Raw genomic sequence first — 14,371 nt, 5'->3', positions numbered from 1 at the left:
CGCGAGACACACGCTGTGGACGCGAACCAACAGTCTCGAGCGAACCCCTACGGTATGGACGAGGAGTGTCAAAACTGTCCGGCACTCTGTGAGACGCGGACGCAGGTCGTCCACGGCTACGGCGATGTCGGCGCGGACTTTTTGTTCGTCGGCGAGCGACCGAGCGCCGAATCGGACGAGGCAGGCGTGCCGTTCGTCGGTCTCGAAGCTAATAAGGGGGAAACTGAATCAGTGAGTGGTGGCGTCCGACGAATCCTCGAGCGGTTGGGGCTCTGTGACGCAACCTCCCCGCCATCGGAGCCGTCGCTGATCAACGTCTACTTGACGAACCTCACGCGGTGTCGGGATCCCGAGCGACCGCCGGCCGACCAGGAGATTACGAACTGCGAGCCGTACCTCGAGGCCGAAATTCGGATGATCAACCCCGAGATCATTGTCCCGGTTGGCAAACGGGCACTGGCCGAAATTGCGGCCGAGTACACGCGCACGCCCGCCGAAGAACTCGACCTCAAGGAGTCACACGGCGAGCGGATCCGCGGGCGCGGGTTCGAACTCGTGCCGATGATCGCCCCGAGCGAACAAACTGACGAGCAGACCCAGGCGTGGGTCGAAGCGTTCGCCGAACTGTTGGCGACTGATTATCGACAGACAAAGGGGCGGCAGGGTCGCTAACGATAACGGGGTTTTTCGAGAATCTCGGTCCTACCAGTATGGATTGGCCAGCCACCGCCTCGAGCGTGAGCCGAGTGCCGCGAGCCCGAGAACGACGAGTGCGGCGACGGCGAGCGTTCCGAGTACCGGGGCGAGCAGATGTTCGGTCGCTCCGGTCGCCTCGAGCGCGAAGCTATCGACGAAGCTGCCGACGGCAACGATGACGAGCGACGCGATCACGAGCATCCCAAGTACCGCGGTCGATGTCCGATAGTTCATATGACAAGCAACGGGATCGTCGATTATAGTTCATCCGACCGTTCGGCTACCGGATCGGTTCTGATCAAGGGATCTCGAGAGCCCTCGAAGCACTGCCTTCAAGGCTCGTCGGAGCCGACGGGCGACTATGATCGTCGTCGTTCCGGTGGCTCCTCCTCGAGACGGGCTGGTACTAGCGTCGCTCGCCGAACAAACGCCCCTCTCGGAACGGGAGGCGAGACGGCTCTACGAAGCGACGACCGCGGACGTGCTCCGCGCCATCGCGGCCAGCGGCGGCGAATTGCTCGTGAACTATCGGGACGAGGAAACGCTTCCGGCGGGATTCGACGGCGGCGATCCCGAAGCCGAGGTTCGCGCCATTGCCGAGGACGCGCTCACAGAGGAGACGCTGAGCGACGTGCGGTTCGAACGGCAGGTCGGCTCCACGCGGTCGGCTCGAGTCGGTAACACGGTCACCCACCTGCTCGAGCGCGAGGAGACCGCGAGTGTCGGCGTCCTCGAGCCGACGGTCCCGCTCGTCGGGCGAACCGAAATCGACGGCGCGGCAATGTCGATTCGACGCCACGATGTCGTCCTCGGCCCCTCTTCGAGCGGGCGGACGTACCTCTCGGCGTTCTCGGAATCGATCGACTTCGAAGACGCCTACGCAGTTCCGGAACTTTCGACGCTCGCGACTCGAGCCTCCGACGCCGGGCTCCAGAGCGGCTTCGCGCCGATGTTTCCGACCGTCGATACCGAGCAAGGGCTCTGTGCGACGGTCGCGATGCTCGAGGCCCAAACTGCTGCGAACAGAGTTAATGCGCTCGATACCGCGGACGTCGTGGGCGAACTTGGACTCGAGGTCGGGGCGGACGAACGACTCGAGCGCCGATAGACCGACAACGCTTTTTAATCGGATGCGGAAAAGAGGGATGAGGTGGGGTGGCAGAGCGGCCTATTGCGCCTGCCTTGAAAGCAGGTGGCGTCAGCCTCTTGGGTTCAAATCCCAACCCCACCGTTTTCTCACGAGACAAGACGACGAGCGTAGCGAGGAGTCCTCGAGTGAGAAATCGTCATGTTGGGATTTGAATGAGAGAAGTCGCAGCCCGGACGCGAGTGATACGACCGACGAGATACTCTGGATCAGCTAGTTGTCCCGAACGACCGAACCGATCGTGAAGCGGTATCAAATTGCCCAACGGAACGCGAGTACCCGTCAAAGGTATGCGAAATCAAAAACGCAAACGGTGCGGGTGTAGCAAAATCATAACCGAGCTATTTGATAGCGATGATTGCGGTCGAGGGTTGGACATTAGGCGGTTCAATCGCCTACGTTTGTCAATCGTAGTCGTTATTTCGGTACCAGTTTTTCCTCTCCACAGACGATCACTGGGCGGAAAATGGTATCTCGTTAGTCACCCGTGGGAATTAACTGAATAGGTTTATTGGATCGTTCCTCGGTTCCAGGTAATGAGATGTTACCCAATCTGTTACGCCGCTAAACTCACGAGATCATGTACTAAATACGTGCATATCTGCCATACGAATCTGCGGATATATTGGGGATTAAATCTTGGAAACTAATGCAATGACGCCAACAAGACGATCGGCTATCAAAGGTATCGGTGCCGCCAGTGGACTAGCGGCGATCTCGGGAACCGCCATCGCAGCCGGCGAACAAAATGACGGCTTCGGAGAAACGGAGGACGAAGAGGACCCAGCGGACGAACCTGCCGGTCTTCCCGAGACGGGGATACGCGTCGCACATTTCTCGCCGGACGCGCCGAACGTCGACGTCTACCTCGCGGGCGACGCAGTGTTAGAAGATGTTCCCTACCGGACAGTATCAGGTTACCTCGCAGTCGATGCTGGGACCTATCCCGTCGAGATCACGGCCGCGGGCGATCCAGAGACGGTCGTTTTCGACCAAGAGGTGACCATCGAGCAGGGAACTATCTACTCCGCGTACGCCATCGGTCTCCTGGAACCACCCGAGAACCTCCAAGACCGGGCCTTCGAGGTTCTGATCGAGGTCGATCGAGGGCCCACCGAAGACACATAGACTGCTTCGACATCCCACGGTGGATCATCATCCATTCAGGAACCAAACTTACGCTCCACGAACCAACCTTTTGCTCTACGTACGGTCGCTTTGTGACCGCACTCGGCAAAATCCTCGAAAGAGCGCGGCGCGTTCTCTCGGATTGGGTGATTCCTTTGGAATGGCTTACAATCGGGCGACATATCGCCCGACGACAGCGAGGGACCTCTTAGCCCGCTCGCTTACTCCGTTCGCTCGCGATGGGTGCACACTGCTCGTCCTGTATGTACCGTTCATCGAGCGAATTGAGAATCGATCACTCTCAGTGTCCGGCGGAACTATATCCGTCTCCCACCCAAGAACCACACATCGACAGCGAACGTATTCAGCCATGAACGTCTCCATCCTCCAATCCACAGTCGAAATCGACGAATCGCTCGTCGAGGAATCGCCCGTCGAAATCCGAACCCAAGTTCGCGAGTACGAACGCGGCGACCGACAGGCGTTCGACCTCGAGATCACCACACCAGACGGACTCCTGGGCGACGTGATGGACGCGATGAGCGAGATACCCTCCGGCGAAACGCGCTCGTACGGCGACCTTGCGGTGGACCTCGAGACGAGTCCTATCGCCGTTGGGCAGGCGTGCGGACGGAATCCCGTGCCGGTGATCGTGCCCTGCCACCGAGTCGTCGGAAGCGACGGCTCGCTCAACGGCTACTCGGCGGCAGACGGCGTGGAAACGAAACGGCGATTGCTCGAGCTCGAGGCTCCTCAGCAGAATACGGTACAGACCCGGTTACCAACGGACACGTAGAAAATAGCAGTACAGTTGGCGGCGAATACCGATTCCTATCGCCACGAGATAGCGATCTACCGATACGAGAGTTCGAGTTCGCGTGCCCGCTCGAGTAGCTCCGCCTCGTAGTAGTCACCGGTCTGGGCGGGCCGGGTGCTATCGATCGCGCGCACCTGCTGGACGGTGTTGCGGAAGTTCTTGAACGTCGCTTCGTCGACCATCTGGCCGTCGATGGTGACCGCGCCGGTGCCCTCGCGTTTGGCTTCGTTGAACCGCTCGATATTGTGCACGTCGCGCTCGAGTTCCTCGGGCGTCGGCATGTGGACCGTGTTGGCCTGAATGGTCTGTTTCGGATAGAGCGACCAGGAGCCGTCGAGGCCGAGCGAGGCTTCGTGTTCGACCTGGTCCGCATACTCGTCGGCGTTGTAGTAGGTCAAGCCTGCACGCTCTTTGAACAGGTCGTCGAAGGGACCGCCGATCGAGAGCAGGTCGCCGGCGCTGGCTTCGTTCGAGAGCGCCTCGAGGAGCCCGTCCCAGCGGGGCATGCCGTCGCCGAGGTCGCGGCCGCCGAGCTCGGCCGCGTAGTCGACGGGGCCGAAGACCAGCGCGGTGAGCCGTGATTCGGCACCGAACTTCGAGATTTCGCGCAGATCCGATCGCGCGCGGCCGGTCTCGACGATGATCGAGAGGCCGATCGAGCCGTCGGCGTAGCCGTGTTCGGCTTCGGCTTCCGCGACGACCTTCGCGGCTCGTCGGACGTCCGCTATGCGGCCGACCTTCGGAACCACGACGCCGTTGATTTCGTCGCCGATTTCGGCGACAAGCCGGTTGATCTGCTCGCGCCCCTTTTTGCGGTACTCTTCGTCCTCGTAGCTCCACTCGACGCGGGGCCAGATCTCGCCCGGGAACTCGTACTCGGGCACCAATTCAATCGTGTTCTCGAGCCCCTCCGCTTTCATGTCCGGGGCGGTTCCGTCCTCCATGTCGGGGACCAGCCAGTCGGGTGCCTGGAATCCCTCGGACTCGAGGGCCGAAACGAGGTACTTCGCCGAGTCGTCTTTCGGAACGGCGGCCGGTGCAGTCTGGAACGTGCGACAGAGTCGGATATCGTCGGTCATTGTCGTGGTTGTGTCTGTGAAATGTGGTTGAACGCGATGCGTTTCGTTAGTCGTTGGATCGCTTGTCGCTGGAGCGTTAGTCGCTCGATCGTTTCTCGATCTCTGCGGTGCGAATTCCCGAGTAGACGGGTTCGTCGTCCTGATTGAACGCAATGTGTTCGAACCGAACGATTCCCGCTTCGTCGGACGACGCGTCCTCTGTGGCCTCGAGCACGCGCGTGAACGCGTAGACGGTATCGCCGCTGGCGACGAACGTGTGGAACGTCTCGTCGTCGAAGCCGACTTCGCGCCACGTTTGTTCGTCGGACCGGGCGTGGCCGAGCGCGGTCGAGCGCGTGACGTCGCCGTAAGTGACGATGCCACCCGAGGGCGAGTCGCCCATCACGTCCGCGTTGTGGTGTTGCTTGGCCGTGTTGAGCGTCGCCAGCGGCAACGAGGCGACGGTCACGTCGTCTTGGGTGCGACCGCGCTCGTGGCGATAGGCGACCGCGGCGTCGCGACCGTCGCTCTCCTCGAGTGCCGCGACGAAATCCTCGAAGTAGCCGCCCTCCGGGGTGAGAAACTCCGCGGGGAGATCCTTGTCGTCTTCGCGTTCGTCGTCCTCCGGTGCGGTCTCCGCCCCGCCGTCGGTTTCGACGGACTGGCGACGCGGAATCATGTTCGTCCGCTCGTACGAACACAGCACGTTACCGGTCTCGGCGTCCAGTCCGCGCGTTCGCCAGGAGACGATCCCGTACTGGGGCCGAGAACTCGAGGTGGCCGTGTTCACGACCTCGCTCTCGACGCGGAGTTCGGTGCCCGCGTACACCGGCGTCCCCGGGAACCGGACGTCGGTCCGCCCGAGGAAGTACCCGCCCTTCTCGCTCAGGTCCTCGACGGTGATCCCGAGCGTCGCGGCGGTGAGGTAGTCGGGGTGGATCGGCGGCTCGTCGAATCCTCGAGCGGCCGCCGCGTCGGTCCGCCAGTAGGCCGGATCGTGGTTCAGCGTCTGGCTCATCCAGGACTCGTTGCCCCACCTCGTCAGCGTGAGGCCGGGGTAGTGTTCGATGAGGTCGCCCTCCGCGAAGTCCTCGAAGCAGTTTCCCTTCTCTCTGATCTCGGCGCGTTCGAGCGCGCGCGTGAACGTCTCGGTGTCAGTCCAGTCAGTCATTCGCAGTCACCTCCTCTGGGCCCGTCTCGTAGTTCGTTCGTCTCTCCGCTCGCTCCCGTCGAGCGATCGTCCGTCGCATCTCGTTTTCGACGATCATGTACCCCTCGTCGAAGCCCATGCCTGGCTTTGCGAGCACCTGCGCGGCGTTCGTCGCGAGCGCAACGTGTGCACAGGCTCGGGCGGAGGTTTCCGTCTCGTTGCAGGTCCCGCCGAGGTACGCTCGAGTCTCGGTTCCCTCACAGTAGCGAACGGCCTGGCCGCTCCGATGGATCCCGCCAAGATCTGGCGTCTTGATCTGGACGACATCGGCGGCCCCGGCGTCGACGAACGCCTGCACGTCCTCGAACGTGTTACACCACTCGTCGGCGACGATGTCGACGCCGACGCCGGCTTCCTGGAGTCCGTCGCGGAGTTCGACCATGGCCTCGATCTGGCTCGTGCGGTCGCCGACGTCCATCGGTCCCTCGATCTGGATCGGGTAGGGGTCCGCCGCGTCCTCGAGCGCCGCGAAGTACTCGATCACCTCGGGGCGGTCGTAGGGCGCGCCGAAGACCTCGCCGATCATGCCGTAGACGTCGATGTGGAAACGTGGGTCGTACTCCGTGGGACCCAGCTCCTGAGACCGCTCGACGAGCCACTCGACGTACTCCAACAGCGTTTCGCCGTTCTCGCCGATCTTCTCGACGCTGTTTATCAGCGCGTGGGGGAGAACGGGGACGCCCTTGATGAACATCTTCTCTGTATTGTTGTACCGGTCGTCTCCTGACTGGCCGAACACGGGGACGGGTTCAGTTGCGGGTTCCGTACCCAGCGCGTCGGCCAGCACGTCGGTTCGGGTCGTCGTGGACGCCCGCGTAGCCCCTTCGGCCCGTGCGGCCGCGGCCAGCAACGCCTGCGAGACGCCGTAACGGATCGCCGTGTGTAGCTGGTCGCCGCCGATCTCGAGTTCCTCGAGCAGTTCGGCGTTCTCGAGGAACGCTCTCGCATCCCGTCCCTCGAGGATATCATTGACGGGGCCTTCGATAACCTCGGCGTACGCGTCGGCCTGAAAGAGCGGATCACGCCCGCCGGCACCGGAGTACTGCACCGCCGCACAGTCGCCCCGAACCTCAAGGCCGTCCGCGAGCTCGAGATCGACGATGATCGACTCGCCGGCCTGTCGAATCTCGTCGAACCCGTCGGTGACGGGATCGCCGTCGTAGGTGAACCCGTCGTGTTCGGCACCGTCTTTGATCGCCTGCTGATCGTCGAAAAAGAACCCGGAGTAGCCGGGCGTGGCGTGGATAGCTTCGATATCCATCTCAGACACCCCCCTGGGGCCGACCGATGAGCTTGCCGTCGCTGATCGCGTCCACGTCGTCGGCGACCATGCGGAACGACTGATCGCGGCCCTCGGTGTCGGCCCGCTGTGTGAGCCGAGCCTTGTGGATCTCCTTGATGTCGTCGTCCATCTCGAGGTCTGCCCACTCGAAAATTCGCACGCGGCCGTCGTCATCTCGTGCGGGCAACACGGCACCCGCCGCGCTGTCGCTGGGTGCGAAGGGCACGTCGAGCGCGCCCGAATCGAACGCCTTGATTGTTCCCTGGACGACGTCGCCGTCGCCGTGGTCGAAGATGGTATCCATCAGACACCGCGTCTCTCGCTCGATGAGATCCTGTTCCTCCTCGATGCCGTCGATATCGATCTGTTGTTCGATAGCCATATCGATGACCTGTCGCGTCGTGCGAAGTCCCGCGGAGTTTGCCTCCTTCGTCGGGACTCCCTGGAACTCCTGTGGGGACTTGGTAATAACCTTGTCCGGCTGTGCGATCGATGCCGTCATCCCGCCGAGGCTGATGACGCCGTTCGCTCGAGCCTCGTCCGGCGGGAACCCGCCCATCCACTCGTGAAAGACGGTGGTGACGACGACCTCGTCGGGAAGGTACTCGTTGCCCAGCTTCTTCAGGGCGTTCAGCGCCGCGACGTCCTGGACGATGTTGCCGACCTGCCCGTAGCCGAGAGTCACCGAGCGCACGCCCTGCGTGGCCGCGAGCTTCCCTTCGACCAGCATGATCGCGATCGCGATCGAGGGCGGAACGAGGGTTCCCGTCAACGGGCCAAACGGCTCGCGGTTGATCCGAACGCCGCGTTCGGTGTAGGCACCCGCGAGTCGGTCGACGAACTGCCACTTTTCGATCGTCTCCTCGAGGCCGTGGCGTTTCGTGTAGGGGATGTTGTAGGAGATCGGTCCGCCTTCGAAACTCTGGAACCCACCCGCGAACGTGATCGCGGCGAGTAGCCGGGCGTCGGGCGTGCCGTGTCGGACCTCGATCGGCGCGTCGATCGCGTCGATCAGCTCCCGACAGCCCTCGACGCCGTGGTTAACCGCGGGGAAGCCGTTGAGCGTGTCCTCGCCCGTTTCTCTGGCCTTCTCGAGACCTTCTTGGGCCTTCCCGTACTCGTTGTCCCGCGTGTACGAGTCGATGGTTGTCGGGAGGAGATCCGCTTTCCCCTCGCTGTGAAGGTACTCGAGCAGTTCGACCTGATCGTCGAGCTGAGGGACACCCGCCCGCGGCTGGAGAAGTGGGCTGTCGGCCGATTCGAGGACGTCTGCGAACCGCTTGCGCTCGGGCAAGGATTCGTGGTACTCGATCGCATCCTCGAAGTCGACGGCCTCTCCCGTCGACCAGTTGGATCGGATCTGTTCGTCGATACGCTGTAGCTCCTCGGACGGTATGCGTTCGTCTCGTATCATTTAGAAATGAATCATTTAGGAACTGATGGTCGGTCGTTCCGTTTCTGGCGTCCGTAGTTGGAGATCCTGCCTCAGGGCGGCGACCGCCTCCTCAGTATCGGTTTCGGAGTCGAAGACCCGATCGAAGCCGAGCTCCTCGAAGGTCGCTCGCGTCTCCTCGAAGTCGTCCTGCCCGACGGCGAGGTTGCCGCCGATGTAGGTGGTGGCGTCGACGCCAGTCGCCTCGAGCGTCTCGTGAAAGCCCTGGCAGTCCTGTTCGGCGTGACCGTAGAGCGAGGAGACGAGTACGGCCTCCGCGTCGTGCTCGAGTGCGGCCTCGGCGAACTCCTCCTGGGAGGTCTGTACGCCGAGGTTGATGACATCGAATCCTGCTGCGTTGAATGCCTGCTCGAGGATCGTAATGCCGACGACGTGGGCGTCGGAGCCAATCACGCCGAGGACGACCGTTTGGGACATCGTACTCGAACGCTCGGGACAGTGCAGTATAAAGTTAATGATCTTCCATGATAATATTCTTTAAACATCCTTTCATCGTGCCTTTGTGACACAATCTCACCTTCATTATTAATAGCGAAGGTTTTTTGATTGGTACCAGAAACATCGCCTCATGGGAGCGCTGTCAAATCTTCGCGTGTTGGATCTCACGCAGGTCCTCGCAGGCCCGTACTGTACGATGTTGCTCGCTGATATGGGAGCCGACGTCGTCAAGATAGAACGCCCGGGCGGCGACCTGATCCGGTCGAACCCGCCGTTCGCCGAGGACGCGGAGGAGGAAGCCTACGGCGGCTACTTTCAGAGCGTCAACCGTGGCAAGCGAAGCATCGAACTAGATTACGGCGACGACGAAGACCGGGAGGACTTCCTCTCTCTCGTAGAAGAAGCCGATATCGTCGTCGAGAACTACCGCGCGGGGACGATGGAGAAGTACGACCTCGGCTACGAGACGCTTTCCGAGCACAATCCGGACCTCATCTACTCGTCTATCCGCGGGTTCGGAGATCCCCGGACTGGCGAGACGCACCGACAGGGCCAGCCCTCGTTCGATTTGATCGCGCAGGCGCTCGGGGGCGTCATGGAGATCACCGGACAGGCCGAGGCCCCGCCCACGAAAGTCGGGCCCGGAATCGGCGACCTCTTTACGGCCACGCTGAACTGCATCGGCATCCTCGCGGCGGTCAACCACCGCGAGCAGACCGGTGAGGGTCAGTACGTCGACACCAGCATGTACGACTCGATGATCAGCATGACCGAGCGCGCGATCTACCAGCACTCCTACACCGGAACCGCGCCGACGCGCCAGGGGAACTCCCACCCGACGCTGTTTCCCTACGACGCCTTCGAAACGGCTGACGGGCACGCGGTGATCGCCGCGTTCAGCACGAACCACTGGACGGAAGTCTGCGCCGCGATGGATCGGGAAGACCTCGCAGAGGAATACCCAACGCCCGCGAGCCGCCTCGAGAACCGCGAGCAACTCCGGGAGGAGATCGCGACCTGGACGAGCGAACTGTCAACGGAATCGGTCTGTGAGACGCTCGAGGGGCGGGTTCCGGTCGCACCCGTCCAGAACACCGACGACATCTTCGACGATCCGCACGTCCACGACCGCGACATGATCGTCTCCGTCGAGCAACCCGGTTCGGACGAGGACGTCGAAATCGCGGGCAGTCCCATCAAGATGACCGAGACGCCGCCGGAGCCGCGAGGGCGCGCCCCATTGTTGAACGAACACCGCGACGAAATTTTGGCCCAACGTCGCGGCGAAACCGAAGCGACTGCGGACGACGACTAATCCTCGAGGTCGGTACGTTTCGTTCCGTGACCACGAGAAGAAGTAACGTTTTTGCGACCCCCGCGCACACGTCACGGTATGGATTGGCCACACGACCCGGACGGCGAGGAAGGGAGCAAGGGGATGCGAAACTACGACATGGCGATCATCGCCAGAAAAGTCGACGAGGACGAGGACTTCCCGCTCGAGGCCGACGAGTTCGTCGCGGAGTACGGCGACGATCCGATCCGAATCAATTACCAGCGCGTCGTCGCTCTCAGCGACATCTTCGAGTACGTCGAGGCCGATTCGTTCGAGACCATCGTGGATATGCACAAAGCAGTCGGTAACGCGATGCGCGAAGGCAATTTCTGGGAGTACCACCCGAAGGGGGCTGACCCCGAGAAGAAGCGGGCTTGATCGGTCGATCACCGAACGCATCACGGATCTGGATTACGTATCACTTATACGAACACGTTCGAAAGATCGGACACAGTGACTAACACGCAGGTTACGCTCATCCAGATCGACAATTACGGTCCGTGGACGGTGACGCCCGAACCTCGCCGCGAAGCCGACCTGCAAACGATGCAGTCGCGGCTGTATGCGGATATCTCTCAGTTCGTCGGCAACCACGGCGGCTACACCTTCTTCACCCGCTTTGACAACATGATCGCCGTGACCAACGGGCTCAGCCTCGAGGATCACGCGGTCCTTCAAGAATCGGTCGGCAACCGGTATCCCGTCACGCTGAGTCTCGGCGTGGCAACCGGAACGAGTCCTGTTCAGGCGTTGGCGGACGCGACGGAACTCGTTCAGGACGCCGGGAGCGCCCAGGACAAGCACCGGCGAGAAATCCTTGACGGGCGGGTCGTCGAAGCGGATCACGGTGCCTCGAACGACGTTCAGATCGCTCACTTCGACGTCGTCGACGCGACGGGCGAGTACACGGACGAACTCAACGCCTACGATACCTTCATCGAGATCGAGCAGGGCTATGCGGCGCTCATGCGCCACATGCGCCACTCCCACGAGAGTCTCTCCTTTTTCGTCGGCGGAGATAACATCATCGTCGTCTGTCCGAATCTCGAGGAGGCCGACTATCGCGAGGCGATCGAACACGTTGCAGAGGCGGTCGATGTCGAACTACAAGTCGGCGTTGGCCGCGGAGCGGACGCCCACAACGCGGGAATGGCGGCAAAGCACGCCCTCGAAACGTGTCGAGCCGACGGAACGCGCGTCGAACTCGAGTGGTAGGCGACTCGAGGAACGGAATCTTCGGCTCGATGGGCACAGACCGTCAGCACGATGACCGCGATCGAGTTCCAACCTGAATCCTTTGACGGCACCGGGATTAAACCTGGCGGGGGTAGCTTTTAGAACGTCTGTGGGTATTGTTCACACATGGAACCGGAACTGTCGGTCAGGGACGTCCTGACAACGGAGTACGTCGGCGTCAGCGAGTCAGACACCGTTCTCGGTGCGGTCCGGCTCATGCGCGAGGAACGCGCCGGCTGCGTCCTCGTCGTCCGGGGATCGGAACCAGTCGGGATCGTCACAGAGTGGGACATCCTCGGGCTCGTCGCCGAGGAAGCGGACGCCGCCGAGACAACGATCGGTGCCGTAATGTCCGCACCCGTCATCTCCGTCCACGGTGATCGAGCGCTCACCGATGCGGCCGATCTGATGGCTCGAGAAAACATCCGAAACCTCGTCGTCACGGACGGGTCGGACGTTGTCGGCGTTCTCACGCAACGGGACGTCATCGCGGCGGCGGGGTCGTTTCACGCGACGGCGGCGCGTTCGGTAACAGAGACACAGCGAGACGAAGATTTGCTCTCGAACGGTGTCAACGTCAATGATTCCCTGAATTCGCGAACGGACGGGAACGCCGACCCCGAGATCGTCCCGAACGGCGGCGACGAGTACTCGACGCAGGGCGTCTGTGAAGACTGTGGCTCGCTCGCGGATTCGCTCTGGGATGCTAACGGTCAGCTCGTGTGTGCGGACTGTCGAACTGTCTGAAAAGCCCGGGTAGTACCGGCCTATCACGAATTTTAAAGATACATCGTGTCAGCAAGTAGCGCAGATATCAGACCGATAGAAAGACCTTTCGGGCGAGACGATGGAGGGTCGATAATGATCGAGACCCTCGACGACCTCGACGTCGAAGGGACGACCGTGGGCGTTCGCGTCGACATCAATAGCCCGATCGCGGACGACGGATCGCTGGCTGATGACGCACGCCTTCGCGCCCACGTCGATACCCTCTCGGAACTCTTAGACGGCGGTGGCCGCGTCGCGGTCCTCGCTCATCAGGGTCGTCCTGGCAGTGACGATTTTACCGGCCTCGAAGCACACGCAAGACATCTTTCGGATCTGCTCGGTCGACCGGTCGAGTACGCCGACGTGACGTTCAGCGACGCCGCTCGAGAAACAGTCCAATCCCTCGAGAACGGAGAATGCGTCGTCCTCGAGAACACGCGGTTCTATAGCGAGGAATACATGGAGTTCGAACCGAGCCAGGCCGCACAGACACACCTCGTCGAGGGGCTCTCGTCCGTCCTCGACGCGTACGTCAATGATGCATTCGCCGCGTCACATCGCTCACAACCGTCGCTGATCGGCTTCCCGACGGTCCTCCCGAGTTACGCGGGGCGCGTAATGGAAGCCGAACTCGACGTGCTGGGATCGATCGAGGAAACGCCCGAACCACGGGTCTATATGCTCGGCGGGGCGAAGGTCTCCGACTCGATCGACGTCGCCTGGAGCGTCCTCGAGAAGGGACTCGCCGACCACGTGCTGACGGCGGGCGTCGTCGGGAACGTCTTTTTGGTCGCCGACGGCGTCGATCTCGGCGATCGGAGTTCAGATTTTATCTACGATCAGGGCTACTGGGACGAGATCGATCGCGCACAGGACCTCCTCGACGCCTACGGCAGTCAGATCGCGCTCCCTCGTGACGTCGCCATTTCTCGGGACGGCGAGCGGTACGAACTGGGGGTCAACGCCTTACCGCCCCAGGATAACGAGGCCGCTCAGGACATCGGAAGTTCGACGCTTGCCTATTACGAACGGCTCCTCGACGATGCGGGAACCGTTATTCTCAACGGCCCTGCCGGCGTGTTCGAGGACGAACAGTTCCAGACCGGAACGCGCGGACTGTACGAGGCGGCGACCGACGTTCCGACCAGCATCGTCGGCGGTGGCGACACCGCCTCGGCCCTTCGATCGCTCGGCATCGAAGGCTTCTCACACGTCAGCACCGGCGGCGGGGCCGCGCTTCGGATGCTGACCGCCGAACCACTCCCCGCCGTCTCAGCACTCGAGAATGAGACAGAATCAGCCAGTCATTGAGCCCGCGACGACCGCCGATCTCGATGCAATCGTTACGCACTGGGTTCGACTCGCTCACGATCAGCGGGAGTACGGATCGTACGTTCTGGCCGAACAGAACCGGGAGCTGATGCACGAAGTGTTAGCAGCACACAGTTTCGATGGCCGACTCCTCGTCGCTCGAGTCGACGGGACCGTTGCGGGGTTTGCGTCGTTTTCGATCGAAGCGGGCTCGCTGGCCCTCGAGTCGACTCGCGGATTTCTCTCCAACCTGTACGTTCGACCGGCGTATCGAGGACAGGGGATCGGAACTGCGTTGCTCGAAACAGTCGAGGAAGCGCTCGTCGAACGCGGCGCTGACGACCTGATTCTCGAGACGATGGCCGAGAACGAGCGAGCGCGTCGGTTCTATCGGCGCGCGGGCTATGAACCCTTCCGGGTCTCGATGGAACGCTCGCTCGAGGATCGAACGAAAAACGATACACACTCAAAGGGGGAGGAATAACGAATTC

At 61.9% G+C, this 14,371-nt stretch carries 16 protein-coding genes and 1 tRNA gene; 11 read left to right on the top strand and 6 right to left on the bottom strand.

Annotation, left to right across the window (positions count from 1 at the left end):
• Positions 1 to 15 precede the first annotated feature (15 nt).
• Positions 16 to 672, top strand: a complete 657-nt coding sequence (locus tag QNM96_RS15785) for a uracil-DNA glycosylase (protein WP_283837556.1) — start codon at positions 16 to 18, stop codon at positions 670 to 672.
• A gap of 30 nt (positions 673 to 702) precedes the next feature.
• Here the strand turns inward: QNM96_RS15785 and QNM96_RS15780 are convergent, their stop codons facing one another.
• Complete coding sequence (locus tag QNM96_RS15780) at positions 703 to 930, bottom strand: hypothetical protein (RefSeq protein ID WP_283837555.1); 228 nt, start codon at positions 928 to 930, stop codon at positions 703 to 705.
• Positions 931 to 1,057: 127 nt separating this feature from the next.
• On the opposite strand from QNM96_RS15780, the gene QNM96_RS15775 reads away from it, so the two are divergent.
• The 4 genes from QNM96_RS15775 to QNM96_RS15760 all read left to right on the top strand — a co-directional run bounded on the left by QNM96_RS15775 (position 1,058) and on the right by QNM96_RS15760 (position 3,767).
• Positions 1,058 to 1,804 (top strand): hypothetical protein, encoded by a 747-nt coding sequence (locus QNM96_RS15775; RefSeq protein WP_283837554.1) that lies wholly within the window; start codon positions 1,058 to 1,060, stop codon positions 1,802 to 1,804.
• 41 nt (positions 1,805 to 1,845) lie between these two features.
• Positions 1,846 to 1,927, top strand: a tRNA-Ser gene (locus tag QNM96_RS15770).
• A gap of 570 nt (positions 1,928 to 2,497) precedes the next feature.
• On the top strand, positions 2,498 to 2,971 hold the full coding sequence (locus QNM96_RS15765) for a DUF4397 domain-containing protein (protein ID WP_283837552.1): 474 nt from the start codon (positions 2,498 to 2,500) through the stop codon (positions 2,969 to 2,971).
• A gap of 370 nt (positions 2,972 to 3,341) precedes the next feature.
• Positions 3,342 to 3,767, top strand: coding sequence for an MGMT family protein (locus tag QNM96_RS15760; RefSeq protein ID WP_283837551.1), 426 nt, complete (start codon positions 3,342 to 3,344; stop codon positions 3,765 to 3,767).
• Positions 3,768 to 3,823: 56 nt separating this feature from the next.
• Here the strand turns inward: QNM96_RS15760 and citE are convergent, their stop codons facing one another.
• From citE to glmS, 5 genes are all read right to left on the bottom strand, one after another.
• The gene (citE, locus tag QNM96_RS15755) at positions 3,824 to 4,867 is read right to left on the bottom strand and encodes an L-malyl-CoA/beta-methylmalyl-CoA lyase (RefSeq protein WP_283837550.1); all 1,044 of its coding nucleotides are present in this window, start codon (positions 4,865 to 4,867) and stop codon (positions 3,824 to 3,826) included.
• A 76-nt stretch (positions 4,868 to 4,943) separates the two neighbouring features.
• Positions 4,944 to 6,017, bottom strand: coding sequence for a 2-methylfumaryl-CoA hydratase (gene mch, locus QNM96_RS15750; protein WP_283837549.1), 1,074 nt, complete (start codon positions 6,015 to 6,017; stop codon positions 4,944 to 4,946).
• Positions 6,010 to 7,317 carry a methylaspartate ammonia-lyase gene (locus QNM96_RS15745; protein ID WP_283837548.1) on the bottom strand — a complete coding sequence of 436 codons (1,308 nt, stop codon included), beginning with the start codon at positions 7,315 to 7,317 and terminating at the stop codon, positions 6,010 to 6,012. The genes mch and QNM96_RS15745 overlap by 8 nt, the downstream gene beginning before the upstream one ends.
• A gap of 1 nt (position 7,318) precedes the next feature.
• Positions 7,319 to 8,752: a methylaspartate mutase subunit E gene (locus tag QNM96_RS15740; protein ID WP_283837547.1), complete on the bottom strand. Its 1,434-nt coding sequence runs from the start codon at positions 8,750 to 8,752 to the stop codon at positions 7,319 to 7,321.
• Positions 8,753 to 8,767: 15 nt separating this feature from the next.
• Positions 8,768 to 9,208 carry a methylaspartate mutase subunit S gene (gene glmS, locus QNM96_RS15735; protein ID WP_283837546.1) on the bottom strand — a complete coding sequence of 147 codons (441 nt, stop codon included), beginning with the start codon at positions 9,206 to 9,208 and terminating at the stop codon, positions 8,768 to 8,770.
• 151 nt (positions 9,209 to 9,359) lie between these two features.
• Between glmS and mct the strand changes: the two genes are divergently transcribed.
• The 6 genes from mct to QNM96_RS15705 all read left to right on the top strand — a co-directional run bounded on the left by mct (position 9,360) and on the right by QNM96_RS15705 (position 14,364).
• Positions 9,360 to 10,544 carry a succinyl-CoA:mesaconate CoA-transferase gene (mct, locus tag QNM96_RS15730; RefSeq protein ID WP_283837544.1) on the top strand — a complete coding sequence of 395 codons (1,185 nt, stop codon included), beginning with the start codon at positions 9,360 to 9,362 and terminating at the stop codon, positions 10,542 to 10,544.
• A 78-nt stretch (positions 10,545 to 10,622) separates the two neighbouring features.
• Positions 10,623 to 10,943: a DUF5785 family protein gene (locus QNM96_RS15725; protein ID WP_283837543.1), complete on the top strand. Its 321-nt coding sequence runs from the start codon at positions 10,623 to 10,625 to the stop codon at positions 10,941 to 10,943.
• A 75-nt stretch (positions 10,944 to 11,018) separates the two neighbouring features.
• Positions 11,019 to 11,780, top strand: coding sequence for a GTP cyclohydrolase III (locus tag QNM96_RS15720; protein WP_283837542.1), 762 nt, complete (start codon positions 11,019 to 11,021; stop codon positions 11,778 to 11,780).
• Between the two features lie 147 nt (positions 11,781 to 11,927).
• On the top strand, positions 11,928 to 12,548 hold the full coding sequence (locus QNM96_RS15715) for a CBS domain-containing protein (RefSeq protein ID WP_283837541.1): 621 nt from the start codon (positions 11,928 to 11,930) through the stop codon (positions 12,546 to 12,548).
• Between the two features lie 114 nt (positions 12,549 to 12,662).
• Positions 12,663 to 13,880, top strand: a complete 1,218-nt coding sequence (locus QNM96_RS15710; RefSeq protein ID WP_283837540.1) for a phosphoglycerate kinase — start codon at positions 12,663 to 12,665, stop codon at positions 13,878 to 13,880.
• Positions 13,855 to 14,364, top strand: coding sequence for a GNAT family N-acetyltransferase (locus QNM96_RS15705; protein WP_283837539.1), 510 nt, complete (start codon positions 13,855 to 13,857; stop codon positions 14,362 to 14,364). The genes QNM96_RS15710 and QNM96_RS15705 overlap by 26 nt, the downstream gene beginning before the upstream one ends.
• Positions 14,365 to 14,371 lie beyond the last annotated feature (7 nt).

This window comes from Halostagnicola sp. A-GB9-2 (genome assembly GCF_030068615.1).
Classification (GTDB): Archaea; Halobacteriota; Halobacteria; order Halobacteriales; family Natrialbaceae; genus Halostagnicola.
This window is presented reverse-complemented; position numbering and strand designations above follow the sequence as displayed.